This is a genomic window from Klebsiella sp. CN_Kp097, assembly GCF_040064495.1.
Classification (GTDB): domain Bacteria; phylum Pseudomonadota; class Gammaproteobacteria; order Enterobacterales; family Enterobacteriaceae; genus Klebsiella; species Klebsiella aerogenes.
The window spans coordinates 55,965-78,875 of the sequence record NZ_JBEAIL010000006.1 but is presented as its reverse complement, the minus strand read 5'-3'; the positions used below and the strand labels follow the sequence as shown (position 1 = coordinate 78,875).

23 protein-coding genes are annotated in these 22,911 nt (G+C 54.2%); 14 read left to right on the top strand and 9 right to left on the bottom strand.

Annotation, left to right across the window (positions count from 1 at the left end; translation table 11 throughout):
* Positions 1-2: 2 nt before the first annotated feature.
* The 4 genes from ABLV07_RS08940 to kbl form a co-directional block, all read right to left on the bottom strand.
* Positions 3-794 carry a glycosyltransferase family 2 protein gene (locus ABLV07_RS08940; protein ID WP_032715316.1) on the bottom strand — a complete coding sequence of 264 codons (792 nt, stop codon included), beginning with the start codon at positions 792-794 and terminating at the stop codon, positions 3-5.
* A 166-nt stretch (positions 795-960) separates the two neighbouring features.
* Positions 961-1,689 carry a hypothetical protein gene (locus tag ABLV07_RS08935; RefSeq protein ID WP_020077688.1) on the bottom strand — a complete coding sequence of 243 codons (729 nt, stop codon included), beginning with the start codon at positions 1,687-1,689 and terminating at the stop codon, positions 961-963.
* A gap of 175 nt (positions 1,690-1,864) precedes the next feature.
* Positions 1,865-2,890 (bottom strand): L-threonine 3-dehydrogenase, encoded by a 1,026-nt coding sequence (gene tdh, locus ABLV07_RS08930; protein WP_015369171.1) that lies wholly within the window; start codon positions 2,888-2,890, stop codon positions 1,865-1,867.
* Positions 2,891-2,902: 12 nt separating this feature from the next.
* Complete coding sequence (gene kbl / locus ABLV07_RS08925) at positions 2,903-4,096, bottom strand: glycine C-acetyltransferase (protein WP_015703795.1); 1,194 nt, start codon at positions 4,094-4,096, stop codon at positions 2,903-2,905.
* A gap of 212 nt (positions 4,097-4,308) precedes the next feature.
* On the opposite strand from kbl, the gene rfaD reads away from it, so the two are divergent.
* From rfaD to ABLV07_RS08900, 5 genes are read left to right on the top strand one after another with little or no spacing between them, the layout of a single operon-like run.
* Entirely contained in the window at positions 4,309-5,241 is a 933-nt protein-coding gene (rfaD, locus tag ABLV07_RS08920; RefSeq protein ID WP_015369169.1) for an ADP-glyceromanno-heptose 6-epimerase, read from the top strand.
* 9 nt (positions 5,242-5,250) lie between these two features.
* Entirely contained in the window at positions 5,251-6,309 is a 1,059-nt protein-coding gene (rfaF, locus tag ABLV07_RS08915; RefSeq protein ID WP_020077687.1) for an ADP-heptose--LPS heptosyltransferase RfaF, read from the top strand.
* A gap of 3 nt (positions 6,310-6,312) precedes the next feature.
* Positions 6,313-7,299 carry a lipopolysaccharide heptosyltransferase RfaC gene (gene rfaC, locus ABLV07_RS08910; RefSeq protein ID WP_047043063.1) on the top strand — a complete coding sequence of 329 codons (987 nt, stop codon included), beginning with the start codon at positions 6,313-6,315 and terminating at the stop codon, positions 7,297-7,299.
* On the top strand, positions 7,292-8,392 hold the full coding sequence (gene rfaQ, locus ABLV07_RS08905) for a putative lipopolysaccharide heptosyltransferase III (RefSeq protein ID WP_047043065.1): 1,101 nt from the start codon (positions 7,292-7,294) through the stop codon (positions 8,390-8,392). The genes rfaC and rfaQ overlap by 8 nt, the downstream gene beginning before the upstream one ends.
* Positions 8,392-9,501 (top strand): glycosyltransferase family 4 protein, encoded by a 1,110-nt coding sequence (locus ABLV07_RS08900; protein ID WP_348853518.1) that lies wholly within the window; start codon positions 8,392-8,394, stop codon positions 9,499-9,501. The genes rfaQ and ABLV07_RS08900 overlap by 1 nt, the downstream gene beginning before the upstream one ends.
* Here ABLV07_RS08900 and ABLV07_RS08895 read toward each other — a convergent pair.
* The gene (locus ABLV07_RS08895; RefSeq protein ID WP_015369164.1) at positions 9,480-10,583 is read right to left on the bottom strand and encodes a glycosyltransferase family 4 protein; all 1,104 of its coding nucleotides are present in this window, start codon (positions 10,581-10,583) and stop codon (positions 9,480-9,482) included. The two genes, ABLV07_RS08900 and ABLV07_RS08895, sit on opposite strands and share 22 nt — an antisense overlap.
* Positions 10,584-10,822: 239 nt before the next feature.
* On the opposite strand from ABLV07_RS08895, the gene ABLV07_RS08890 reads away from it, so the two are divergent.
* The 7 genes from ABLV07_RS08890 to coaD all read left to right on the top strand — a co-directional run bounded on the left by ABLV07_RS08890 (position 10,823) and on the right by coaD (position 18,594).
* Entirely contained in the window at positions 10,823-12,193 is a 1,371-nt protein-coding gene (locus ABLV07_RS08890; protein WP_015369163.1) for an O-antigen ligase family protein, read from the top strand.
* Between the two features lie 137 nt (positions 12,194-12,330).
* Complete coding sequence (locus ABLV07_RS08885) at positions 12,331-13,314, top strand: glycosyltransferase (protein WP_015369162.1); 984 nt, start codon at positions 12,331-12,333, stop codon at positions 13,312-13,314.
* Positions 13,315-13,323: 9 nt separating this feature from the next.
* The gene (locus ABLV07_RS08880; RefSeq protein WP_015369161.1) at positions 13,324-14,295 is read left to right on the top strand and encodes a hypothetical protein; all 972 of its coding nucleotides are present in this window, start codon (positions 13,324-13,326) and stop codon (positions 14,293-14,295) included.
* Between the two features lie 6 nt (positions 14,296-14,301).
* Positions 14,302-15,912, top strand: coding sequence for a sulfatase-like hydrolase/transferase (locus tag ABLV07_RS08875; protein WP_163374219.1), 1,611 nt, complete (start codon positions 14,302-14,304; stop codon positions 15,910-15,912).
* A 155-nt stretch (positions 15,913-16,067) separates the two neighbouring features.
* Positions 16,068-17,342, top strand: coding sequence for a lipid IV(A) 3-deoxy-D-manno-octulosonic acid transferase (gene waaA / locus ABLV07_RS08870; protein ID WP_015369159.1), 1,275 nt, complete (start codon positions 16,068-16,070; stop codon positions 17,340-17,342).
* The gene (locus ABLV07_RS08865) at positions 17,342-18,112 is read left to right on the top strand and encodes a glycosyltransferase family 2 protein (RefSeq protein ID WP_348853496.1); all 771 of its coding nucleotides are present in this window, start codon (positions 17,342-17,344) and stop codon (positions 18,110-18,112) included. The genes waaA and ABLV07_RS08865 overlap by 1 nt, the downstream gene beginning before the upstream one ends.
* Positions 18,113-18,114: 2 nt before the next feature.
* Complete coding sequence (gene coaD / locus ABLV07_RS08860) at positions 18,115-18,594, top strand: pantetheine-phosphate adenylyltransferase (protein WP_015703808.1); 480 nt, start codon at positions 18,115-18,117, stop codon at positions 18,592-18,594.
* Positions 18,595-18,672: 78 nt separating this feature from the next.
* On the opposite strand, the gene mutM is transcribed toward coaD, so the two are convergent.
* The 4 genes from mutM to radC form a co-directional block, all read right to left on the bottom strand.
* Positions 18,673-19,482, bottom strand: coding sequence for a bifunctional DNA-formamidopyrimidine glycosylase/DNA-(apurinic or apyrimidinic site) lyase (gene mutM, locus ABLV07_RS08855; protein WP_015369156.1), 810 nt, complete (start codon positions 19,480-19,482; stop codon positions 18,673-18,675).
* Between the two features lie 180 nt (positions 19,483-19,662).
* On the bottom strand, positions 19,663-19,830 hold the full coding sequence (gene rpmG, locus ABLV07_RS08850; RefSeq protein WP_002922510.1) for a 50S ribosomal protein L33: 168 nt from the start codon (positions 19,828-19,830) through the stop codon (positions 19,663-19,665).
* A 20-nt stretch (positions 19,831-19,850) separates the two neighbouring features.
* Positions 19,851-20,087: a 50S ribosomal protein L28 gene (gene rpmB, locus ABLV07_RS08845; RefSeq protein ID WP_002436699.1), complete on the bottom strand. Its 237-nt coding sequence runs from the start codon at positions 20,085-20,087 to the stop codon at positions 19,851-19,853.
* Positions 20,088-20,304: 217 nt separating this feature from the next.
* Positions 20,305-20,970: a DNA repair protein RadC gene (gene radC, locus ABLV07_RS08840; protein ID WP_015369154.1), complete on the bottom strand. Its 666-nt coding sequence runs from the start codon at positions 20,968-20,970 to the stop codon at positions 20,305-20,307.
* A 177-nt stretch (positions 20,971-21,147) separates the two neighbouring features.
* Here radC and coaBC point away from each other — a divergent pair, with 177 nt between their 5' ends.
* Both coaBC and dut read left to right on the top strand, forming a co-directional pair.
* Positions 21,148-22,359: a bifunctional phosphopantothenoylcysteine decarboxylase/phosphopantothenate--cysteine ligase CoaBC gene (gene coaBC, locus ABLV07_RS08835; RefSeq protein WP_072035678.1), complete on the top strand. Its 1,212-nt coding sequence runs from the start codon at positions 21,148-21,150 to the stop codon at positions 22,357-22,359.
* Positions 22,337-22,795: a dUTP diphosphatase gene (dut, locus tag ABLV07_RS08830; protein ID WP_020077682.1), complete on the top strand. Its 459-nt coding sequence runs from the start codon at positions 22,337-22,339 to the stop codon at positions 22,793-22,795. The genes coaBC and dut overlap by 23 nt, the downstream gene beginning before the upstream one ends.
* Positions 22,796-22,911 lie beyond the last annotated feature (116 nt).

The following is a 22,911-nucleotide window of genomic DNA, read 5'->3' as shown; positions in this document are numbered from 1 at the left end:
CATCAGGGATCCGTGCGCTTCTCCGTCACGGTTCCCTGCTGCTTACCATTGTAGGCATACCAGGCTTTAAAATACTTCATGAAGCTGTACAAGGTGGCGTACAAACCGGTTACGGCCCCCACCTTGCCGCTACGCCAGGCGCCGCTGAATAAATACCACTTAAAAAACGCACCGATGGCGCTGATAATCCCGCGGCTTAGCGACGGCCTGACCTTCTGCATCTTCACCAGCCGGGTGGTATAGCTGTTGAGCTTGTTAAACACTTCATGCAGTGAATAGAAGGTATCGTGGCGGACAAAGCCCGGCAGCCTGGTCGAGGTCAGATGGCCGACTACCTGATCGTCTACCGGACGCTGGTTAAAACTGGCCCGCTGACGGTTGAACAGACGTACCGGGTAATCCGGCGATGAGATGGGATAGATGGTCCGCACCTGTTCGCCAAGCACGAACCAGTAGCGTGGCAAGCGCCACGCACAGCTCGGATCCGGCTCCTCTCCCGCCTTAAGCGCCAGAATCGCCGCAACCACTTCATCATCGAGGATTTCGTCGCTATCCATGCACAGCACCCAGTCATGAGTCGCCAGCGAGGTCGCATAGTTCATCTGCATGCCGTGGGCGGCATAGGGGTGATGGTGAACCGTTAAGCCAAACTGCTGACATATCTGTAGCGTTTCATCCGTACTGCCGGAATCAACGACAATAAACTCATCTGCCACCCGCAACAACGGCGGCAATACTTCCCGTAATAAGCGGGCCGAATTACAGGTCAGCAAGCATACTGAGAGTTTAAACATAGTGTTTATGCGATTAAACGAAGAGTAAACTAACTGTATAAACGAATAGGTAAAAAATCGATGCAGAAATAGTGCGATAGATACGTATTATTTTAGAAATGTTATCCAAATCTAAATAAATCTACCTCGCGATAAATTTTAGCCACTTTCATCTTTTCTTCGGCTATCAATTATCTGGTTTCAGATGACTTACCCTGATGTACCCTCGTTTTTCACTCATACCATCCGTTTTGCTGTCATCGTAAAGGGCGGCATAGACCCAGAACTTGTTGATAGTACGTATTTTAATCACCACGTCATCACGCATAACGGAATATGTATTATTCGCATTATCATCTGGCCACTCTTTAAAAGAATCTTTATTCCATTCATGATGTAAATGGTAAGTCGTTAACCAGGGATAGCGTCCGTCCCCGCCGCAGGAGATCTGCGCATTCATATCGTCCATATTGGATAATGGTTTATCTTGCGAGGGAATAAAAGAAAGCAATAAGGCGCTATAGTTCTCACTGTTGCATTCGGCATACTGCGCGACATTATTAACCAACAGACTGCCCGACTGGTTAACATACCACTCGCGAAACCTGATAAAATTCTCCGGGATCTCACTAAAATTCTGGCGAATAAACGCCAGTTGTTCTTTCATCGTGCCTTTCATATAAATATGGATAACTTTTTTTAAGTTACCCTGGTCATCAAGCCAATAATAGCGAAATCCGAGGGCAGGAACATTAATGGTAGCATTATCACTCCATTGCGCTTTCCAGTAGGCTTGCAGCACGCCATGCTCAAGCCTTTGTTCAGCTAAAATGCCAAAGCTCATAAAAAGCAGTAGCACCGGTAAGATAATATTCTTCAATCGCCAAAGACGGCTAATAAAAATAGAGAGGGCCATATATCTCATCCTTGTTATATGAAGATATGGCAGAATATAAATAAACCCGACACCAGTTCAATAGTGACCGTAGTAATAACAATAACTTTATTATCGATATATATGAAAAGGATAAGCTGCCCATGATTCATGGGCAGCAAGAATGCTTATTATCGTCATCCTGACGATAATTCGCTTAATCCCAGCTCAGTACCACTTTGCCAGACTGGCCGGAGCGCATCGCGTCAAAGCCTTTCTGGAAGTCATCAATACCGAAACGGTGGGTGATAATCGGCGAAAGATCGAGGCCAGACTGGATCAGCGCCGCCATCTTATACCAGGTTTCAAACATTTCGCGGCCGTAAATCCCTTTGATAAACAGCCCCTTGAAGATGACCTTGGTCCAGTCGATAGACATATCCGACGGAGGAATACCCAGCATCGCAATACGTCCACCGTGGTTCATGGTATCGAGCATGGTACGAAACGCCGGCGGCGCGCCGGACATCTCCAGACCCACGTCGAAGCCTTCGGTCATCCCCAGCTCGGCCATCACGTCGTTAAGATTCTCTTTAGCGACGTTAACCGCGCGGGTGACGCCCATTTTACGCGCCAGCTCCAGACGATATTCGTTAACATCGGTAATCACCACGTTACGCGCGCCGACATGTTTCGCCACCGCCGCGGCCATCACGCCGATCGGGCCAGCGCCGGAAACCAGAACATCTTCACCGACCAGGTCGAAGGAAAGCGCGGTATGCACAGCGTTGCCGAACGGGTCGAAGATGGATGCCAGGTCGTCGGAGATATTATCCGGGATTTTGAAAGCGTTAAAGGCCGGGATCACCAGATACTCAGCGAAACAACCCGGGCGGTTTACCCCCACGCCGATGGTATTGCGGCACAGATGGGTACGACCGCCGCGGCAGTTACGGCAGTGTCCGCAGGTGATGTGCCCTTCGCCGGAAACGCGATCGCCAAGCTTAAAGCCGCGAACTTCCTGACCGATACCCACGACTTCACCGACATATTCATGACCTACCACCATCGGAACCGGGATGGTTTTCTGCGACCATTCGTCCCAGTTATAGATGTGCACGTCGGTACCGCAAATCGCGGTCTTACGGATTTTAATCAGCAGATCGTTATGGCCGACTTCCGGTTCCGGTACGTCGGTCATCCAGATGCCTTCTTCCGCTTTCAGTTTGGATAACGCTTTCATCTCACACCCTTATTAGGCGATGACGCCCAGTTGTTTGCCGATGCGGGTAAAGGCTTCCACCGCACGTTCAATTTGTTCAGGGGTATGCGCCGCCGACATCTGGGTGCGAATACGCGCCTGGCCTTTTGGAACCACCGGATAGAAGAAACCGGTGACGTAAATACCTTCTTTCTGCAGTTCACGCGCGAATTCCTGCGCGATGGTGGCTTCACCGAGCATCACCGGGATGATTGCGTGGTCGGCGCCTGCGAGGGTAAAGCCTGCGGCGGTCATTTTTTCGCGGAACAGGCGCGCGTTAGCCCACAGGCGATCGCGCAGTTCGCTGCCCGCTTCCACCATCTCCAGCACCTTGATGGAAGCGGCGACGATGGCCGGCGCCAGGGAGTTGGAGAACAGATAAGGACGGGAACGCTGGCGCAGCCACTCAACGACTTCTTTGCGCGCGGCGGTGTAACCGCCTGACGCGCCGCCCAGCGCTTTACCCAACGTACCGGTGATGATGTCGACGCGGCCCATCACGTCGCAATATTCATGGGAACCGCGGCCATTTTCGCCGACAAAGCCCACGGCATGAGAATCATCGACCATCACCAGCGCATCATATTTATCCGCCAGGTCGCAGACGCCTTTCAGGTTGGCGATCACCCCGTCCATGGAGAAAACGCCATCGGTGGCGATCAGCACGTGGCGAGCGCCAGCTTCGCGCGCTTCTTTCAGACGCGCTTCCAGCTCCTGCATATCGTTGTTGGCATAGCGGAAACGCTTCGCTTTACACAGGCGCACGCCGTCGATGATCGACGCATGGTTCAGCGCATCAGAGATAATGGCGTCTTCCGGCCCCAGCAGCGTTTCAAACAGGCCGCCGTTGGCATCAAAGCAAGAGGAGTAGAGAATCGCGTCTTCCATACCGAGGAAATCCGCCAGTTTTTTCTCAAGCTGCTTATGCGTGTCCTGGGTACCGCAGATGAAGCGCACCGAGGCCATCCCGAAGCCGTGGCTGTCCATGCCGGATTTCGCCGCGGCGATCAGTTCCGGGTGGTTCGCCAGGCCCAGATAGTTGTTGGCGCAGAAGTTAATGACGTGGCTGTCGCCGACGGTGATGTCCGCCTGCTGAGCCGAAGTAATGATACGCTCTTCTTTAAACAACCCTTCCGCGCGCGCGGTATCCAGGTCATTGGTTAACTGTTTGTAGAAATCACCACGCATTGCAACTCTCCAGATTCGGCAAAATTTGGCACATATTACCCAAAGCTATACGTTGATACGAGATGATGCATGCCTGAATGAATTATTTGCAGCATAAATCACGCGCAGCCAGCACCTTTTCGGCGAATGGCTGAAGCCTTTCGGATGTAGTGATATGATATGAGTATTCGTGTCCGGATTGTCTCCGGACCCTCTACTTCAAAGGTACAGTTATGATCATCGTAACCGGCGGCGCAGGCTTTATCGGCAGCAACATCGTTAAAGCCCTGAATGACAAAGGCATCACCGATATTCTGGTTGTAGACAATCTGAAAGACGGCACCAAATTCGTAAACCTGGTGGATCTGGACATCGCTGACTACATGGATAAAGAAGATTTTCTGATCCAGATTATGGCTGGCGAAGAGTTCGGCGAGGTCGAAGCGGTATTCCACGAAGGCGCCTGCTCTTCCACCACCGAGTGGGACGGCAAGTATGTGATGGATAACAACTATCAGTACTCCAAAGAGGTGCTGCACTACTGCCTGGAGCGTGAAATCCCGTTCCTGTACGCCTCTTCCGCCGCTACCTACGGCGGGCGCACCAGCGACTTTATCGAATCCCGCGAATTCGAAAAACCGCTGAACGTCTACGGCTACTCAAAATTCCTGTTCGACGAATACGTCCGTCAGATCCTGCCGGAAGCAGATTCGCAGATTGTCGGCTTCCGTTATTTCAACGTCTACGGGCCGCGCGAAGGCCACAAAGGCAGCATGGCGAGCGTGGCCTTCCACCTCAATACCCAGTTGAATAATGGCGAAAATCCGAAACTGTTCGAAGGCAGCGATGGATTCAAACGCGACTTCGTCTATGTCGGCGACGTCGCCGCGGTGAACCTGTGGTTCTGGGAAAATGGTGTTTCCGGTATCTTCAACCTCGGTACTGGCCGCGCGGAATCCTTCCAGGCCGTCGCCGATGCGACCCTGGCGTACCATAAGAAAGGCAGCATTGAGTACATCCCGTTCCCGGACAAACTGAAAGGCCGCTACCAGGCATTCACCCAGGCCGATCTGACTAACCTGCGTAAAGCGGGCTATGACAAACCGTTCAAAACCGTTGCCGAAGGCGTAACGGAATATATGGCCTGGCTCAACCGCGACGCGTAAGAAACAAGCATGAAAATATTGGTGATAGGCCCGTCTTGGGTGGGCGACATGATGATGTCGCAAAGTCTTTATCGTACGCTCAGGGCGCGCTATCCCCAGGCGATTATCGACGTGATGGCGCCGGCATGGTGCCGTCCGTTGTTATCGCGCATGCCGGAAGTCAATGAAGCGATTGCCATGCCGCTGGGCCACGGCGCGCTGGCTATCGGCGAACGCCGCAAACTCGGCCACAGCCTGCGCGATCGTCGTTACGATCGCGCTTATGTGCTGCCGAATTCGTTTAAATCGGCATTGGTGCCTTTCTTTGCCAACATCCCGCTGCGCACCGGCTGGCGCGGCGAAATGCGCTACGGCCTGCTCAACGACGCCCGCGTGCTGGATAAAGACGCCTGGCCGCTGATGGTGGAGCGCTACGTAGCGCTGGCCTACGACAACGGCGTCATGCGCTGCGCTAAAGACCTTCCACAGCCGCTGCTGTGGCCGCACCTGCAGGTCAACGACGGCGAAAAATCACAGGCCTGCAACGCCTTTAATCTCTCAAACGATCGGCCAATTATCGGCTTCTGCCCCGGCGCGGAATTCGGCCCTGCAAAACGCTGGCCGCATTATCACTACGCCGCGTTGGCGAAAAAGCTCATTGACGATGGTTATCAGATAGCGCTCTTCGGCTCAGCAAAAGATAACGATGCCGGCAAAGAGATCATCGCCGCGCTCAGCAGCGAGCAGCAGGCCTGGTGCCGTAACCTGGCTGGCGAAACCCAGCTGGAACAGGCCGTGATCCTGATTGCCGCCTGTCAGGCCGTGGTCAGCAACGATTCTGGGCTGATGCACGTTGCCGCCGCCCTGGACCGCCCGCTGGTGGCGCTGTACGGCCCGAGCAGCCCGGACTTTACCCCGCCGCTGTCGCACAAAGCACGGGTTATTCGCCTGATTAGCGGCTACCACAAAGTGCGCAAAGGGGATGCCGCTGAAGGTTATCATCAGAGCCTGATCGACATCACTCCAGAACGCGTCCTGCAGGAGCTGAACGAACTGTTAGCGGAAAAAACCGAGCACGAGGAAGCGTAACGGATGCGGGTATTGATCGTAAAAACCTCATCCATGGGCGACGTACTACACACGCTGCCCGCGCTAACCGATGCTGCGCAGGCCATTCCCGGCATCCGCTTTGATTGGGTGGTTGAAGAGGGCTTCGCACAGATCCCTTCATGGCATGAGACCGTCGAGCGGGTGATTCCGGTGGCGATTCGCCGCTGGCGCAAAGCCTGGTTTTCCGCGCCTATCAAAGCGGAAAGAAAAGCCTTTCGCGAGGCCGTAAAGGCCGTCAACTACGATGCTATTATCGATGCCCAGGGGCTGGTGAAAAGCGCCGCGCTGGTGACGCGTCTGGCGCACGGCATTAAACATGGCATGGACTGGCAGTCCGCCCGCGAGCCGCTGGCGAGCCTGTTTTATAACCGTCGCCACCATATCGCCGTTCAACAGCACGCGGTAGAGCGTACGCGCGAACTGTTCGCCAAAAGCCTGGGCTATGCCCGGCCGCAGACGCAGGGTGATTACGCCATCGCGCGCCACTTTATTCGCCCCGACTCACCGGTAGCAGAGCCGTATCTGGTCTTCCTGCACGCCACCACCCGCGATGATAAACACTGGCCGGAAGCGCGCTGGCAAGAGCTTCTCGATCTGCTGGCAGATAGCGCCGTACGGATCAAACTGCCGTGGGGCGCGCCGCATGAAGAGGCGCGGGCAAAACGGCTGGCGGAAGGGCGCAAGAACGTCGACGTATTGCCGCGTATGAGTCTTGAGCAGGTCGCCCAGATTCTGGCTGGCGCACGCGGCGCGGTTTCCGTCGACACCGGCCTTAGCCATCTGACCGCCGCGCTCGATAAACCCAATTTCACGCTCTACGGCCCAACCGATCCGGGACTGATTGGCGGATATGGTAAAAATCAGCATATTATCCGCCCGGTTAACTCATCGCAGCTTGCCGATTTAGACGCTGCTGCGGTTTTTGCACAAATAGAGCCATTGCTGGTAGCAGAGAAAGCCTATGTCTGATTTTTTTTCAGAGCAACGTCCGCCTAAACGCGTGCTGATCATCAAGCTTCGCCACCATGGCGATGTACTTTTAACATCGCCAGTCTTTACGGTAATGAAAAAAAACTGGCCAGACACCGAAGTGGATGCCCTGGTGTATGACGATACTCAGGCGATGTTGACCAGTCATCCGTATATTAATCAGGTGCATACGATTGGCCGCCAGTGGCGAAAAAAAGGCTGGCTCGCGCAGTTTCGCTTATATCGCGAACTGCTCAATACGCTAAAAGCGCGTCAGTATGACGTGTTGATTAACCTGACCGAACACTGGCACGGCGCGCGCCTGGCGCGTCGCCTGAAGCCCCGCGTGTCGGTCGGTTTCAAACCCGATAAGCGCAGCGGCCTGGCGCGTCGTCGTTGGGTAAAATCATTTACCACGCTGTATCCGGCGATTCAGGATAACTCTCGTCATATGGTTGAGGTGAATCTCGATGCGTTGCGCCGTATCGGTATCCACCCGCAAAACGCGGCGGACAAAAATACGCTCTTTGTACCAGGAGAGGCGGCAGAGAAATCGATCGCTGAAAAACTCGACGCCTTCGGCCTTAGCAGTAAATCCTATATTCTGGTGCACCCGACCTCGCGCTGGATGTTTAAGGCCTGGCAAATCGACAAACTGGCAAGGACCATTGACACCCTGGCCGCTCGCGGATTGCCTGTTATTCTTTCTGCCGCGCCGTCGAAAGAAGAAACGGCCTACATGAACGAGTTACGCGCCGCTCTCACCCAGCCGGTTTTCGATTTGAGCGGACAGTTAAATCTGAAAGAGCTTGGCGCCTTGATGAAGCACGCCCGTCTCTACTTCGGCGTTGATTCAATGCCGATGCATTTAGCCAGCGCGGTCGGAACGCCGACGGTGGCCATTTTCGGCCCAACCGGCGCTATCAAGTGGTCGCCGTGGGGCGTGCCATATCGTGTGATTACCGCCGGGTTTACCTGCCAGCCGTGCGGCAAAGCCGGCTGCGGCGACAGTCAGGTTTCGGACTGCATCACTGCTATTACTCCGCAGCAAGTCCTGAGCGCGATTGACACTCTGTTACTGGAATCTCCATGATGAAACTGGCTATCGTTCGCCAAACCTGGAACCCTAACGGCGGCGCAGAGCGTTTTGTCTCGCGCGCGCTTAACGTGTTAGCGCAGGATTCCGCGCTGGACGTCACGCTGATCGCCCGCTCATGGGAGGAGTCGGCAAACTGGAAAACGTTGACGGTAAATCCTCCTTTCCGTAACCGCACGGTACGTGAACGCGGCTTCGCTCAGGCCGCTGCCGCTCATTTCGCAGACTTTGATATCGTACAGTGCCATGAGCGCATCCCCGGTGCGACGATCTTCCGCGCTGGCGATGGCGTGCACGCGGCCTGGCTTGAGCAATATAACCGCATCCTTTCGCCGCTCTCTCGTCTGGCGCAGTCCTTTAGCCATTACCATCGCTATATTCTCAGCGCTGAGCGGGAGATGTTCACACACCCCGCGTTACGCAAAGTTATCTGTAATTCAAAAATGGTTCGCGATGATATCGCACGCCGCTTTCAACTCGCCGACGATTGGCTAACCGTTATCTACAACGGTGTCGATACCGCGCATTTTCATCCGGACGTTAAAGCGTTGTCCCTGCGTAGCTCACTGGGGATCCCCGAGTCAGCGCCGGTACTGGCCTATGTCGGATCAGGATTTTCGCGGAAAGGCGTCGCGACAGCGCTGCGCGCCGTCGCCGCTCATGCTAACGTTTGGTTGCTGATCGCCGGGCGCGATAAACATGCGCATCGTTTTAGCGCGCTGGCGAAGCGGTTGAAGATTACCGATCGCGTCAAATTTCTCGGTCCGGTTTCCGATGTACGCCAGGTATATGGTTCGGCCGACGCTCTGATCTTACCTACGTTGTACGATCCATTCCCTAACGTCTGCGTCGAGGCTATGGCCTGCGGACTACCGCTGCTAACCAGTTTCGGCTGTGGCGCAGCGGAGTGGATTGAACAAGGCATCAACGGCTGGGTATGCGATGCGCTCGACGTCATTGGCTATCAGGATGCCATCGGCGAATGGTTAAAGGGCCGCGAGCGCAACGTTGATTTTGCGGCCAACGCACGCGCCACCGCCGCCCCCTATACGCTTGAACGCATGGCGGAAGAACTGCAGGCGCTTTATCGCGATCTTTTACGCTGAGCCGCCGAGCGGAAAACGCTTTCCATCGCCTCTAACATACATTCGCGAGTAAAATGGGTTGTGAGATACTCATAGCCCTGCTCCGCTAACTGGCGGCGCAGTGATGCGTCCTGATAGAGAGTAACGATCGCTTCCCGTAGCGCATCAACATCATTCTGCGCAATAAGTAACCCCGTCCGGCGGTCGATAACCGCATCACCAGTACCACCAGCATCAGTAGCAATCGTCGCTATCCGCGAAGCCAGAGACTGTAAGACCCCCTGCGGCACGCCTTCCATATCATGAGAAGGACTAATTGCCACATCAAAAGCCGGGAACCAGCGCTGCGGGTCAGGGCGATGTCCTGCCATCACCACACGAGATAGCAGATTGAGCTGAATAATCTGCTCCTCCAGGGCCTCACGGTGCGGCCCCTCACCGACAATCGCCAGCTTCACCGTGGGATCGTTTATTTGCGCTAACGCTTTCAGCAACACGCTGTGGCCTTTGTTAGGGCGCAGATGCGATACGACACCTAGCCAAAAATCGTTCTGCGAGAGCTCGCAATACGCTCGGGCATCATATTTGTCATCAGGATAGAAACGCTGCGTATCCACACCGCTCGGTACTGAAGTGGTTTGTTCAAGCGGTACGCCCAGTGCCGTCATTTGATGACGAAGCGCTTCGCCAGTCGTAACGATGTGCGCACAGGCGGTGCGAAACAGCCAACGCGTTGTCCAGTTATTACGCGGGACGCCGGAGGCATGGCGCGTACGTACTAACGGAATAGGATTTGCCAGAGTCAAGTTAGCCAACGCCACCAGCCAGGTATCGGCTGAGTTATGGCTGTTAATAACATCAATATTATTACCCTGTTCCAACAGCCAGCGCCGCAGCCGCATCAGATTACTCAGATTTTTACGCTTTAATGGCATCGTGACGACGGTTAATCCTGCCGCCTGCGCCATCTGATGCAACGGCGCAGATTCCGGGCACAGTATGGTCACGGTGTGACCCCGGGCCACCATACCTAACGATTCATTAATGATGCGCAGAGGCTGGCCGCCCTTGCCGCCATCGGCTTCAGTGTGAACGATGTGCATACTTTTCCAGTTCCTGACAGTGGAGCGATAGTATATACATCGAGAGCGGAGATGTGCATGGTCTGTGAGGAACGCAACGAGGAATGCGCGACCGCTTACAATTATCCCTCTTCTTCATAAGTACGATGTATGTTAGTTTTCCCATCCACGGATTATTGACGGTGGCTGGCATTTCAGCTTCTGTCATATTGTTAACTCACGCTGCCGGAAAGCTGGTTTGTCAAACCCGCCTCTAAACTATGACTAAAACCCGTAATTTTTTTGCAGGACTGACGTTTTTGTACGTCCTGGCATTATGTTTTGTCTGGCCGATTCCTAACGACCAACTCCTTTTCAACCGCAATGGTTTTATCTACACCATTATTTTATGCAGTTTCGGCCTATTCTTTACCAGCCGCACCGCTCGCCAGAAGCTTGATACACACCAAATAAAGTTTGTATTGATTACCCTCTGGCTACTAACGCTTTATATCTTGTTCAACGGCCTGTTCGTCGCCCCGGATCTAAAAGAAATGGTCGGTACCTGGGATGGACAATGGCTGCGCCCGGTCCTGCTGTTTTGTTCCGGTCTGATTCTGATGCCGGTACTGCAAACCCAGTTCCCTTCCCTAACCAGCGCACGGCTGTTCACGCTGATCGTGCTGTGTTTCTGGGGCGTGATTTGTATTCATCTCCTGGATTCCGCCTGGCTGTACTGGCGCGATGGCTATATCCACTGGGGCGAAACGCGGATTGTTTATAACCGCACCCGTATGAGCTTCCAGGTCAATATGATAACCGGCTTCCTGCTGGCGGAATTACTGGCCCGAGCGTTAATCAAAAAACGTTTCCTGTGTCTGAATACCCCGATCGTTACGCTGTTGTTGATCTCTAACCTCATCTGTACCGCACTGGTTGATACGCGCTGGGGCACAATAGGGCTGGTCGGCAGCCTGTTCTCGACCTTTATCCTGCTTAGCCTGAACGCCCAGCGCCGCAGCCGCGTCGTACTTACTTTAGGCCTGTTAGTCGCTCTGTTCTGCTCCGCGATTTTCCTCGGTTACGCCTCCTGGAAAACCGATCCGCGCTGGCAGAGTCTGGAAAGCGATGCGGTCGCTGGCTGGAACGCGCCATTTACCAGCTTCTGCTATAACCGCGTTGACGGCACTATCCCGCTCAACGCCCAGGGTAAAGAGATCGATCACTCTAACGGCTGCCGAGCCAGCTTCTTCCATCAAGGCTGGAAGCTTGTTGGCGAGCACCCGGCAGGAATTGGCCCTCGCAAAGAGGCGTTTCGCTATATTCTGCGTCGCGATACTCAGGATATGCATATTACGATTCCGCACAGCCATTATGGGCTAATCGAATTTGGCCTGCAGAACGGCGTGGTCGGGATTGCCGGCTGGCTTATCTTACTGGCGGGCTGCTGGTATATCGGCTGGCGTGAATTCCGCCATGGTAAAACTATGGTTGGGTTATTCCTGCTGCTGTTTACCATCGGCTTCTTCTCGCGAACCATGGTCGACCACAATCTCAAAGACCATTATCTCGAGCAATATATGATGTTGACTGGTTTGCTCATCGGCATCGCCGCGCTGCGACCGCGTGAGAATTATTCGCCAAACGACTAACCATACCTCCGCGCCAGTGGCTTTCTTTATCGCATCATAGATAATAGAGAGCGCTGGCGCAGTTCATATCCGAACTCTGCAACACAAACAGTGTCCAAGCGTAGCACTAGACGTCCCGCTTTTATCACGGAGTAAGCATGTCAGACATTCCTGTCCTGAGCCTTATCGTCGCGGTTTATAACGGTGAGAAATTCCTGAGCGCATTTTTTGACAGCATAAAAGCTCAGCAAATTAGCGGCCTTGAAATCATCGTCGTTAATGACGGTTCAACGGACAACTCTGCTTCTGTTATCAACCACTACGCCGGTGAGTTTGCCCAGTTCCACGTCATCGATCAGGCCAACGGCGGCGTGTCCGCGGCACGTAATAGCGGTCTTGCGGTAGCGCGGGGAGAGTATGTCGCCTTCCCCGATATCGATGACGTAATCTACCCGGGGATGTATTCCCGTTTACTGGAGATCGCCCACCAGAACAACCTTGACGTCGCTACCTGTAACGGTAATTACATTTATGATGATGGGCGTCCCAGCAAAAAAATATTCCCTTCAGACCGTCTTGCGTCCACTGGCGTCCTTGAGGGGCCGGATTGGCTAAATATGGCGCTGGAGTCGCGCAAGTTTTTGCACGTCACCTGGCTAAATATTTATCGCCACGCGCTGATTAAAGAAAATAATTTTTCTTTCGAACCGGGGCTACGCCATCAGGATATTCCCTGGACGACCGAAATACTGCTGGTAGCCAAACGCGTGCAGTACATCGATGAAGTCTTTTATGATTATCTGATCCACTCAGCTTCGGTATCCCATACCCCTGGTACCGACGATACGCGGATGCGCTCTTCACGTCACTATATGAAAATACTGACAATGCTGGATGCCATTAATCAGCGCTACCCGGAACAGGTGAAACGCGTTCCCGGCTGTCATTGGCAAATCGCTAAAGAGGGTTTAGGTATTCTGCATAGCATCAATAATATCGAAGACCTCGCCAAAAAAAGGGAAATTACGCAAGAACTCTTTGACCGCGGCATCTGGTCGATGATCTGGAAAAATGCGCGTGGATTACGCCTCCGCTGGCGTCTGGGACGTCGTTATTTTCGTTTAAAAAAACTGGTCAAATAAAGCGAACCTATGAATAAGCTTAAATTGCACGCCGTTTCTCGCAGCGATTTTATCGCTAAAAATTATGCTGACTTCCAGACGCTGCTCGATAACCGGGTCGATCCCAACACCATTCCAGAGCGTTTTTATTGCGGAGGACGCGGTGGCTGGACATTCCAGACGACGCTGGCCCTCAATTATTATTATGGCGACGCGATAGAATGCTCTTTCGGCTCTGAATGCCGCCCCGATGCTATCAATCTGATGCATAACGATGATTTCGGTTCTCGCGTCAAGCCCTGGCGAGGTGTCACCGTCGTCGCGCGCGCTGACCGACCACCGGTTATCGGCGCGGATTATGTCGTTGACCAAAATCCGGAAGTTGACGGTCACAGTAATCGTATCTTCGTCCCTTATTGGCCGCAGCCGGGTGTTCAGCCGCGCGAGCGCACGGATAACACTATTCAAACCGTGGCCTATTTCGGGCGCGTCGATAGTTTCCCGGCGGAATATCAAAGCGATGAATTTAAACAACGCCTGGCTGAACAAGGTATTGCCTTGCGTATCTCGTTCAACAACTGGACAGACTACCGCGATGTCGATATTTGTGTGAGTTTCCGTAAATCACATGACCATAAGCTAGCGCGCAAACCGGCCAGCAAGCTTATCAATAACTGGTTGGGCAAAACGGTAATGATTTGCGACGATGAACAATCGTTCCGGGCAATTCGCGAAAGCGAACTCGACTATCTGATAGCTAAGAATCCGGACGAAGCCTTCGCAGCGATCATGAAGTTAAAGAACGACCCCGAGCTCTATCAAAAGATGCGCGAACAAGGGGAGAAACGGCTTCAGGTCTATTCAAGGGAAGCCGTTGCCGCCCGTTGGATGGCGCTTTTTGAAGATATCTGGCGCAAGGGTTTGAATGCACGTTCAATGCCGGTCCGCGCCCTCCGCTTTGGTTTTGGCAAAGCGATTCGTCCTTTGACCAAAAAGTACTGAGTTACGATGATGACTTTACACCGCAATCTTATACGTACATTACTGCTGACGGTCGCTTTTGCCGTGCTGTTCGCGCTGCCAGAAATCATTATCCTGTTAAAGGACCACGTCTATAGCCCGAAGGCTGGAGACCTCTCGCTTTATCTGATTATTTCGCTGCTGGCGGCGGTAAGTATACGCTTCTTTATCACCCGCTCGCTGTTGGCGATTACCTTCATCGTGCAAATTAGCGAAGCGATTTACTATCAGTTTTATGGCCAGTTCTATGGCCCAAGCGAGGTATGGCTGGCGTTCGTCGAAACCAAAGATATCGCCAGCGGCATTACCGACAGCCTCGGCACGTTGGGAATTTACTTCGTTATCATGTTTATCGCTGTTGTTTTTGCCCTGTTCTTTACGCGCCGTTTTGCGCCGCAGTGGCCTAAGCTGCTGGCCGTGCCATGTCTGGTAGCGATTCTGGTGATGTTTGTCGGCCAGTTTTACAAAGCGATCAACGGCCAGATGTATAAGTTCAACCCGGATCTGCGTCACTCGCTTCTGCGTAACGGCCTTTCGGCCATGAGCTACAGCGCTATTCGCCTGATACCAGAGGCGATTTCCGGTGATAACCAGAAACTAACAACCTACGAGCCGTATAAAGTCACGCCGATCCCGCAAAGCCAGGTCGGCCGCTACTCTATTATTCTCGCTATCGGTGAAAGCCTGAACCCGCACCACATTAGCGCGTTGGGTTATGAACGAGATACCACCCCTGAATTGAAAGCGCTTATGGAGCAATATCAGGGAACCGGACGGCTAATCGTCTCCAATGCCGTCTCTACTCGCGTGGCTATTCCGATGTTGGTCAATAACCTGCGCGAGCCTGACAACTACGCCGCCTACAAGAATAAATCAGCGAACATTTTTGTTAATGCGCAGAAGCGTGGTTATCAAACGGCATTTATCTCTGCCCAAGGGCTGGAAGGCTTAAGTAACTGGATTGGCATCCACGCGCTCAACCTGTGGGAAGATACACAGGTGCGACCGGCGCCAGAAATCGGCGCTGATGTGGTTCTTACCCCCTCAGTAGAAAAAGCCGATATTAACTGGGCGAAGCCGTTCCTGATGGTTCTTAACAGCCGGGCGCCACATATCCCTTACGACCGCAACATTCCGCAGGGATTTGCCCGCTTCTCAACACCGGAAGCCGGCGATGAAGTCACCCAGAAGAAAAACGAGTATGATGACGCGGTTCGCCTTTACGATCGTGAACTGGCCTCGGCGATTCGCACGGTAATGGCCAAGTCGAAATTACCCGTCCTGGTCTTCGTCACCTCCGATCACGGTGAACGCGTCGGCGATGGCGGCTTATTTGGCCACTCTATCGTTTCAATGCCAATCGCGCAGGTTCCGTTCCTCTACTTTAGTAACGACCCGGCCTATTCAATGCACAATATTGCGCCTCAGATGCCGTTGAACCACTATCAACTGGCAACGCTGATCAACAAAATGTTAGGGTACACCATTGAAAACCCTAATCTGAAAGATGACAGTTACTTTATTACTGGCGGCGATATTCGCGGTCTTTCTGAGCGTGTAACCTATCATTTGAATGCACTCCCTCCTGCGGAACAATAATTCTGCGGCGTATAGAAGGTGGGCAATCATTGCCCACCTTTGCCAACATCGGGTATGGAAGACAACAAAAGGACTGGGAAAGCGCCAAAGAGATAGCTTTACGCGGGTTAAATGCTTAGAATTTGCCCGCAAAAAACCTAAAACGGATAAATAGTTTGGAATTGCTTTATACCACCCTACTCTACCTCATTCAGCCGCTGGTGTGGCTGCGACTGCTGCTGCGCAGCCGTAAGGCGCCGGCCTACCGAAAACGCTGGGCTGAACGTTATGGCTTCTGTCAAAACAAGGTAGTGCCGGATGGCATTCTGCTGCACTCCGTCTCCGTCGGTGAAACGCTGGCGGCGATCCCGTTAGTACGCGCGCTACGTCATCGCTATCCTTCACTGCCGATCACCGTCACCACCATGACGCCAACCGGCTCAGAGCGCGCGATGTCTGCCTTCGGTAAAGATGTTCATCACGTCTATCTGCCGTATGACCTACCCTGCGCCATGAACCGTTTCCTCAACAGCGTACAGCCGAAACTGGTCATCGTGATGGAAACCGAGCTGTGGCCGAACATGGTCGCCGCGCTGCACAAACGTAAAATCCCGCTGGTTATCGCTAACGCACGCCTATCAGAGCGTTCCGCGAAAGGCTATGCCAAACTCGGCGGCTTCATGCGCCGCCTGTTAAGCCGTATTACGCTTATCGCCGCGCAAAATGAAGAGGACGGCAACCGCTTCCTCGCGCTTGGCCTCAAACGTAACCAACTGGCGGTGACCGGCAGCCTGAAATTCGATATTTCCGTAACCCCGGAACTGGCGGCCCGCGCCGTTACCCTGCGTCGCCAGTGGGCGCCGCACCGTAAAGTGTGGATCGCCACCAGCACGCACGACGGCGAAGAACAAATCATCCTGCAGGCACATAAAAAACTGCTGGAAACCTTCCCCGACCTGCTGCTGATCCTCGTGCCGCGCCATCCGGAACGCTTCGGCGACGCTCGCGATATGGTGCAAAAGGCCGGGATGAGCTTCACCATGCGCAGCACCGGTGAAATTCCGTCGAACAGCACCCAGGTGGTGATTGGCGATACCATGGGCGAATTGATGCTGCTCTACGGCATTGCCGACCTGGCGTTCGTCGGCGGCAGCCTGGTTGAACGTGGCGGGCATAACCCGCTCGAACCCGCCGCCCATGCTATTCCGGTGCTGATGGGCCCGCATACCTTCAACTTTAAAGATATCTGCGCCAAGCTGCAGCAGGATGATGGCCTGATCACCGTCACGGACGCCGACTCGCTGGTCAGAGAGGTTTCTACCCTGCTGACGGACGAAGATTATCGACTGTGGTACGGCCGCCACGCGGTGGAAGTGCTGCACCAAAACCAGGGCGCGCTGTCGCGTCTGCTACAGTTACTGCAACCCTACCTGCCGCAGCGGAGCCACTAATGTCGACCCGACTCTCCGTCGTGATGATCGCCAAAAACGCCGCCGACCTGCTCGCCGATTGCCTGGCGTCGGTAAGCTGGGCGGATGAAGTGGTGGTGCTGGACTCCGGCAGTACCGACAATACCGTCGAACTGGCCCGTAGCCTCGGCGCGCGGGTCTATAGCAATACCGACTGGCGAGGCTATGGCATTCAGCGCCAGCGCGCACAGGATTACGCCACTCACGACTGGGTGCTGATGATTGATACCGACGAGCGCGTTACGCCTGAACTGAAAGCGGCTATTCTCAAGGTACTGGACGCGCCGCAGCGCGGCGTTATCTACAGTATCGCCCGGCGTAACTACTTCCTCGGGCGTTTTATGCGCCACAGCGGTTGGTATCCCGATCGGGTGATGCGCCTGTACGAACGCGCGCGTTACCGCTATAACGATAATCTGGTGCATGAATCTCTGGATAGCCTCGGCGCCGAAGTCGTGCCGCTCAGCGGCGATCTGCTGCACCTGACCTGCCGCGACTTCTCCGGCTTCCAGCAGAAACAGCTGGCGTATTCCGCAGCCTGGGCGCTTGAGCGCCATCAGAAGGGCAAGACAACCTCGATGGCGGGGATTTTCAGCCATACGCTGGGCGCCTTCGTGAAAACGCTGCTGCTGCGCGGCGGCGTGCTGGATGGAAAACAGGGTTGGCTGCTGGCGGTAGTCAATGCGCAATACACGTTTAATAAATACACCGAGCTGTGGGCACTCAGCCGCGGCTACTCGGAGAAAGTGTAATTATGGGCACAAAAGCGATCTATCCGGGCACCTTTGACCCTATCACCAACGGCCATATCGATATCGTCACCCGTGCGGCGGGTATGTTTGATAAGGTTTTGCTGGCCATCGCCGCCAGCCCGAGCAAAAAACCGATGTTTAGCCTCGATGAACGCATTGCGCTGGCGGAGCAGGCAACGGCGCATCTGGTCAACGTTGAGGTGATTGGCTTTAGCGATTTGATGGCCAATTTCGCCCGCGCGCAGCAGGCGAATATTTTAATTCGCGGCCTGCGGGCAGTGGCGGATTTCGAATATGAAATGCAGCTGGCGCACATGAACCGCCATTTGATGCCCACGCTGGAAAGCGTGTTCCTGATGCCGTGCAAAGAGTGGTCGTTTATCTCTTCATCGCTGGTTAAGGAAGTGGCGCGCCACCAGGGCGACGTCTCCCACTTCCTGCCGCCTAACGTACATCAGGCGCTGTTAAATAAGCTGAAGTAGCATTTCCTGCCCCCGCTCGCGCTGCGCGTAGCGGGGCTGCCAGCTTACCCGGCCTGGCATAATCCCCAACCCTCTCCACTACTTCTGACACTGGCGGCAATAAAAGGTCGCGCGCTGAGCGTGTTTGCTGGCGATAATCGGCGTGCCGCAGATCCGGCACGGCTCGCCTTTGCGGCCATATACCTGCAGCTCCTGGGCGAAATATCCCGGTTTACCGTCGCTTTGCAGGAAATCCTTCAGCGTCGTTCCACCCTGCTCAATCGAGCGCAGCAGCACCAGCTTAATCATCTTCACTAACCACTCGCATTCCTGATGCGAGAGCGACGAGGCCAGCCGATCGGGATGGATCCCGGCGGAAAACAGCGATTCGCTGGCGTAGATATTCCCCACGCCCACCACCAGCTTGTTATCCATCAGCCAGGGTTTAATGGCGGTTTTCTTCTTCGCGCAACGCTGCTGGAGATAGTCGGCGTTGAATTCATCGCTTAGCGGCTCCGGGCCGAGATGCGCCAGCACCGGATGACCATCCAGCTCTTTAGTCCATAACCAGGCGCCAAAGCGGCGAGGATCGGTATAGCGCAGCACTTTACCGTTACTCAGCACCAGGTCGACGTGGTCGTGTTTTTCAGCCGGCTGCTCTTCACTGAGGATGCGCAGGCTGCCGGACATGCCAAGATGAATAATGATCCAGCCGTGACGCAGCTCCAGCAGCAGGTATTTGGCGCGTCGGCGCACGCTCAGCACCGGTTCGTCGCTGAGGCGGTAAATCTCTTCGGATACTGGCCAACGCAGGCGCCCGTTGCGCACTACGGCATGCAGGATGTTAGCGCCCACCAGATGCGGCTCAATGCCGCGACGGCTGGTTTCGACTTCGGGTAATTCAGGCATTTTTTTCCTCTTAACCACACAGTTTCGGGTGACAGGGAGGCAGCGGGAAGAGAGGCCGGAAGGCTTAATAAAGCAAGCGGCCAGACTGAACGCATGCAGCCAACGCACCTGTAGCTCGAAGGATGAAGCATAAAACAAAAAACCCCGCCGGGGCGGGGTTTTAGTACAAGGAGACTAAAATTATTTGATTTTAGCTTCTTTGTAGATAACGTGCTGACGTACAACCGGATCGTACTTTTTCAGTTCCATTTTTTCCGGTTTGGTACGCTTGTTCTTCGTGGTGGTATAGAAGTGACCAGTACCAGCGGAAGAAACCAGCTTGATTTTCTCACGAATACCTTTAGCCATGATTTATTTCCTCTAAGTACTTAGTACTTTTCGCCACGGGCACGCAGTTCAGACAGAACTGTATCGATGCCTTTTTTATCGATTACACGCATACCTTTAGCAGATACGCGCAGGGTGACAAAACGCTTCTCGCTCTCAACCCAGAAACGGTGAGAGTGCAGGTTCGGCAGGAAACGGCGTTTAGTCGCGTTCAGTGCGTGGGAACGGTTGTTACCGGTCACCGGACGCTTGCCAGTAACTTGGCAGACTCGGGACATGTCTATTCTCCAAAAATCAAATTAGCTCGAGCTTCGTATGGGGTATTGGCGCCTCGTCAGGCTTTACAGCCCGGTCATCGCATAGTTCTATTGAACTCTCGATTGCCAGGCCCAAATGCCAAACCCGAGATTCTCAAAGGTGGCGTAGTATACGCTGACTCGGCGGTGTGCTCAAGTCCCGAACAGACAAAGATCCCGATAGATCGCATGATCGGGGCTAAATCCAGCCACGTTCGGCAAAAGAGACGTACGCGCCGCGGCCAATAATCAGATGATCAAGCACGCGTATCTCCATGAATCTACAACACTTAACCACCCTGTCGGTCATCAACTTATCCGACTTACTCGGTTCAGGACTACCGGAAGGATGATTATGGGCAAGGATCACCGCGGCGGCGTTCACTTTGATTGCTTCGCGTACAATTTCTCGCGGATGCACCTCTACGTGGCTAAGAGTACCAGAAAAAAGGCGGCTATGTTTCAATACCCGGTTCTGATTATCTAAAAAGATCGCCATAAAGATCTCCCGCTCTTCATCGGCGAGCTGGCTTTGTAAAAACTCTCGCGTCATCAGCGGCGTGACCAGCGACGGTTCCTCTCTCATCCGCAGGCTAAAATAACGCCGCGCCAGTTCGGCAATACCTTTAAGTTGCGCATATTTCGCAATGCCGATACCGTCGATATCTGCAAATTGTTCTATCTCAGCCGATAACAGACCGTACAGCGAACCGAAGCGCTGTAACAAGCTGTGTGAAAAAGTCAGCACATCCTGGGTACGCGTGCCGGTACGCAAAAACAACGCCAGCAACTCAACGTCGCTCAACGTTTCAATACCGTCGCGCAGCATTTTTTCCCGCGGCATCAATGATTCCTGTATATCCATTACCCTGTCTCCTTTCCCGTTCCTCGCCCATCCTGGCATAGCCTTTCCGCGCTGCCGACCGGTGATTTCAAGGCCTGCGTAGCCCCTCGCAAAGTGAGTGTCTGGCATACGCACGATGCCACCGGGATTGTGATAAGATGCGCGGATTCTGGTGTATTTCAACAGGACAAAATCATGATGAGTCTGGCTGGTAAAAAGATCGTTCTCGGCGTGAGCGGCGGCATCGCCGCCTATAAAACGCCGGAACTGGTGCGCCGACTGCGAGAACGCGGCGCGGATGTTCGCGTCGCCATGACCGAAGCCGCCAAGGCCTTTATTACTCCGTTGAGCCTGCAGGCGGTTTCCGGTTATCCGGTCTCCGATAGCCTGCTGGATCCGGCCGCCGAAGCGGCAATGGGCCATATTGAACTGGGCAAGTGGGCCGATCTGGTTATCCTTGCCCCGGCAACCGCCGATTTAATCGCCCGCGTTGCCGCCGGGATGGCGAACGATCTGGTCTCCACGATTTGCCTGGCTACGCCCTCGCCGGTGGCCGTCGTCCCGGCGATGAACCAACAGATGTATCGCGCCGCCGCCACCCAAGACAACCTTGCCACTATTGCCGCCCGCGGCCTGTTGGTATGGGGCCCCGATAGCGGCAGCCAGGCCTGCGGCGACGTTGGCCCGGGCCGCATGCTCGATCCGCTGACTATCGTGGAGATGGCGGCGCAGCATTTTTCGCCTGTCAAAGATTTGCAACATCTCAACATCATGATTACCGCGGGCCCAACCCGCGAGCCGCTGGACCCAGTGCGCTACATCACCAACCATAGCTCCGGCAAAATGGGCTTCGCGATTGCCGCTGCCGCCGCACAACGCGGTGCGAACGTCACGCTGGTTAGCGGCCCGGTGTCGCTGCCGACGCCGCCGTTTGTGCAGCGCATCGATGTTGGCACCGCGCTGGAAATGGAAGCGGCGGTGCAGAATGGCGTGCAACAGCAACATATTTTCATCGGCTGCGCCGCCGTTGCCGACTACCGCGCAGCGATTGTCGCCGACGAGAAAATCAAAAAACAAGGTGATGAATTAACAATAAAAATGGTCAAAAACCCGGACATCGTCGCCGGGGTGGCCGCACTAAAAAATCGCCGCCCGTACGTTGTTGGATTTGCCGCCGAAACAAATAATGTGGAAGAATACGCCCGGCAAAAACGTGCCCGCAAAAATCTCGACCTGATTTGCGCCAATGATGTTTCTCAGCCAAATCAAGGTTTTAATAGCGATAACAACGCATTACACCTTTTCTGGCAGGATGGGGATAAGCGCTTACCACTTGAGCGCAAGGAATTCCTGGGCCAATTATTACTCGACGAGATCGTTACCCGTTATGATGAAAAAAATCGACGTTAAGATTCTGGACCCGCGTGTTGGCAAGCAATTTCCGTTGCCAACCTATGCCACCTCCGGCTCAGCCGGACTTGACCTGCGTGCCTGTCTTGACGACGCCGTAGAGCTGGCGCCGGGCGCAACCACCCTGCTGCCGACTGGCCTTGCGATTCATATCGCCGATCCGTCTCTGGCGGCGGTGATTCTGCCGCGTTCCGGCCTGGGCCATAAACATGGCGTCGTGCTGGGCAACCTGGTCGGACTTATCGACTCCGACTACCAGGGCCAGCTGATGGTGTCCGTCTGGAACCGCGGCCAGCAGAGCTTTACTATCGAGCCGGGCGAGCGCATCGCGCAGATGGTCTTTGTGCCGGTGGTACAGGCGGAGTTTAATCTGGTGGAAGAATTTGACGCCACCGACCGCGGCGAAGGCGGATTCGGCCACTCAGGGCGCAAATAAGCCCGGCTATACGGAACCCGCATCCCAAAGCGCATAATGCAATAACATCACCGCAAACTAAGGTTTGCGGTCGCTTTGTGGATGCCTGCCTGACAAGTGCTTATTTTCAGGGGTAT

What these genes read in the sequence shown, in the direction of transcription:
- ABLV07_RS08940 (WP_032715316.1), bottom strand. Translation starts at nt 794, where the DNA reads ATGTTTAAACTCTCAGTATGCTTGCTGACCTGTAATTCGGCCCGCTTA.
- ABLV07_RS08935 (WP_020077688.1), bottom strand. Translation starts at nt 1,689, where the DNA reads ATGGCCCTCTCTATTTTTATTAGCCGTCTTTGGCGATTGAAGAATATT.
- tdh (WP_015369171.1), bottom strand. Translation starts at nt 2,890, where the DNA reads ATGAAAGCGTTATCCAAACTGAAAGCGGAAGAAGGCATCTGGATGACC.
- kbl (WP_015703795.1), bottom strand. Translation starts at nt 4,096, where the DNA reads ATGCGTGGTGATTTCTACAAACAGTTAACCAATGACCTGGATACCGCG.
- rfaD (WP_015369169.1), top strand. Translation starts at nt 4,309, where the DNA reads ATGATCATCGTAACCGGCGGCGCAGGCTTTATCGGCAGCAACATCGTT.
- rfaF (WP_020077687.1), top strand. Translation starts at nt 5,251, where the DNA reads ATGAAAATATTGGTGATAGGCCCGTCTTGGGTGGGCGACATGATGATG.
- rfaC (WP_047043063.1), top strand. Translation starts at nt 6,313, where the DNA reads ATGCGGGTATTGATCGTAAAAACCTCATCCATGGGCGACGTACTACAC.
- rfaQ (WP_047043065.1), top strand. Translation starts at nt 7,292, where the DNA reads ATGTCTGATTTTTTTTCAGAGCAACGTCCGCCTAAACGCGTGCTGATC.
- ABLV07_RS08900 (WP_348853518.1), top strand. Translation starts at nt 8,392, where the DNA reads ATGAAACTGGCTATCGTTCGCCAAACCTGGAACCCTAACGGCGGCGCA.
- ABLV07_RS08895 (WP_015369164.1), bottom strand. Translation starts at nt 10,583, where the DNA reads ATGCACATCGTTCACACTGAAGCCGATGGCGGCAAGGGCGGCCAGCCT.
- ABLV07_RS08890 (WP_015369163.1), top strand. Translation starts at nt 10,823, where the DNA reads ATGACTAAAACCCGTAATTTTTTTGCAGGACTGACGTTTTTGTACGTC.
- ABLV07_RS08885 (WP_015369162.1), top strand. Translation starts at nt 12,331, where the DNA reads ATGTCAGACATTCCTGTCCTGAGCCTTATCGTCGCGGTTTATAACGGT.
- ABLV07_RS08880 (WP_015369161.1), top strand. Translation starts at nt 13,324, where the DNA reads ATGAATAAGCTTAAATTGCACGCCGTTTCTCGCAGCGATTTTATCGCT.
- ABLV07_RS08875 (WP_163374219.1), top strand. Translation starts at nt 14,302, where the DNA reads ATGATGACTTTACACCGCAATCTTATACGTACATTACTGCTGACGGTC.
- ABLV07_RS08865 (WP_348853496.1), top strand. Translation starts at nt 17,342, where the DNA reads ATGTCGACCCGACTCTCCGTCGTGATGATCGCCAAAAACGCCGCCGAC.
- coaD (WP_015703808.1), top strand. Translation starts at nt 18,115, where the DNA reads ATGGGCACAAAAGCGATCTATCCGGGCACCTTTGACCCTATCACCAAC.
- mutM (WP_015369156.1), bottom strand. Translation starts at nt 19,482, where the DNA reads ATGCCTGAATTACCCGAAGTCGAAACCAGCCGTCGCGGCATTGAGCCG.
- rpmG (WP_002922510.1), bottom strand. Translation starts at nt 19,830, where the DNA reads ATGGCTAAAGGTATTCGTGAGAAAATCAAGCTGGTTTCTTCCGCTGGT.
- rpmB (WP_002436699.1), bottom strand. Translation starts at nt 20,087, where the DNA reads ATGTCCCGAGTCTGCCAAGTTACTGGCAAGCGTCCGGTGACCGGTAAC.
- radC (WP_015369154.1), bottom strand. Translation starts at nt 20,970, where the DNA reads ATGGATATACAGGAATCATTGATGCCGCGGGAAAAAATGCTGCGCGAC.
- coaBC (WP_072035678.1), top strand. Translation starts at nt 21,148, where the DNA reads ATGAGTCTGGCTGGTAAAAAGATCGTTCTCGGCGTGAGCGGCGGCATC.
- dut (WP_020077682.1), top strand. Translation starts at nt 22,337, where the DNA reads ATGATGAAAAAAATCGACGTTAAGATTCTGGACCCGCGTGTTGGCAAG.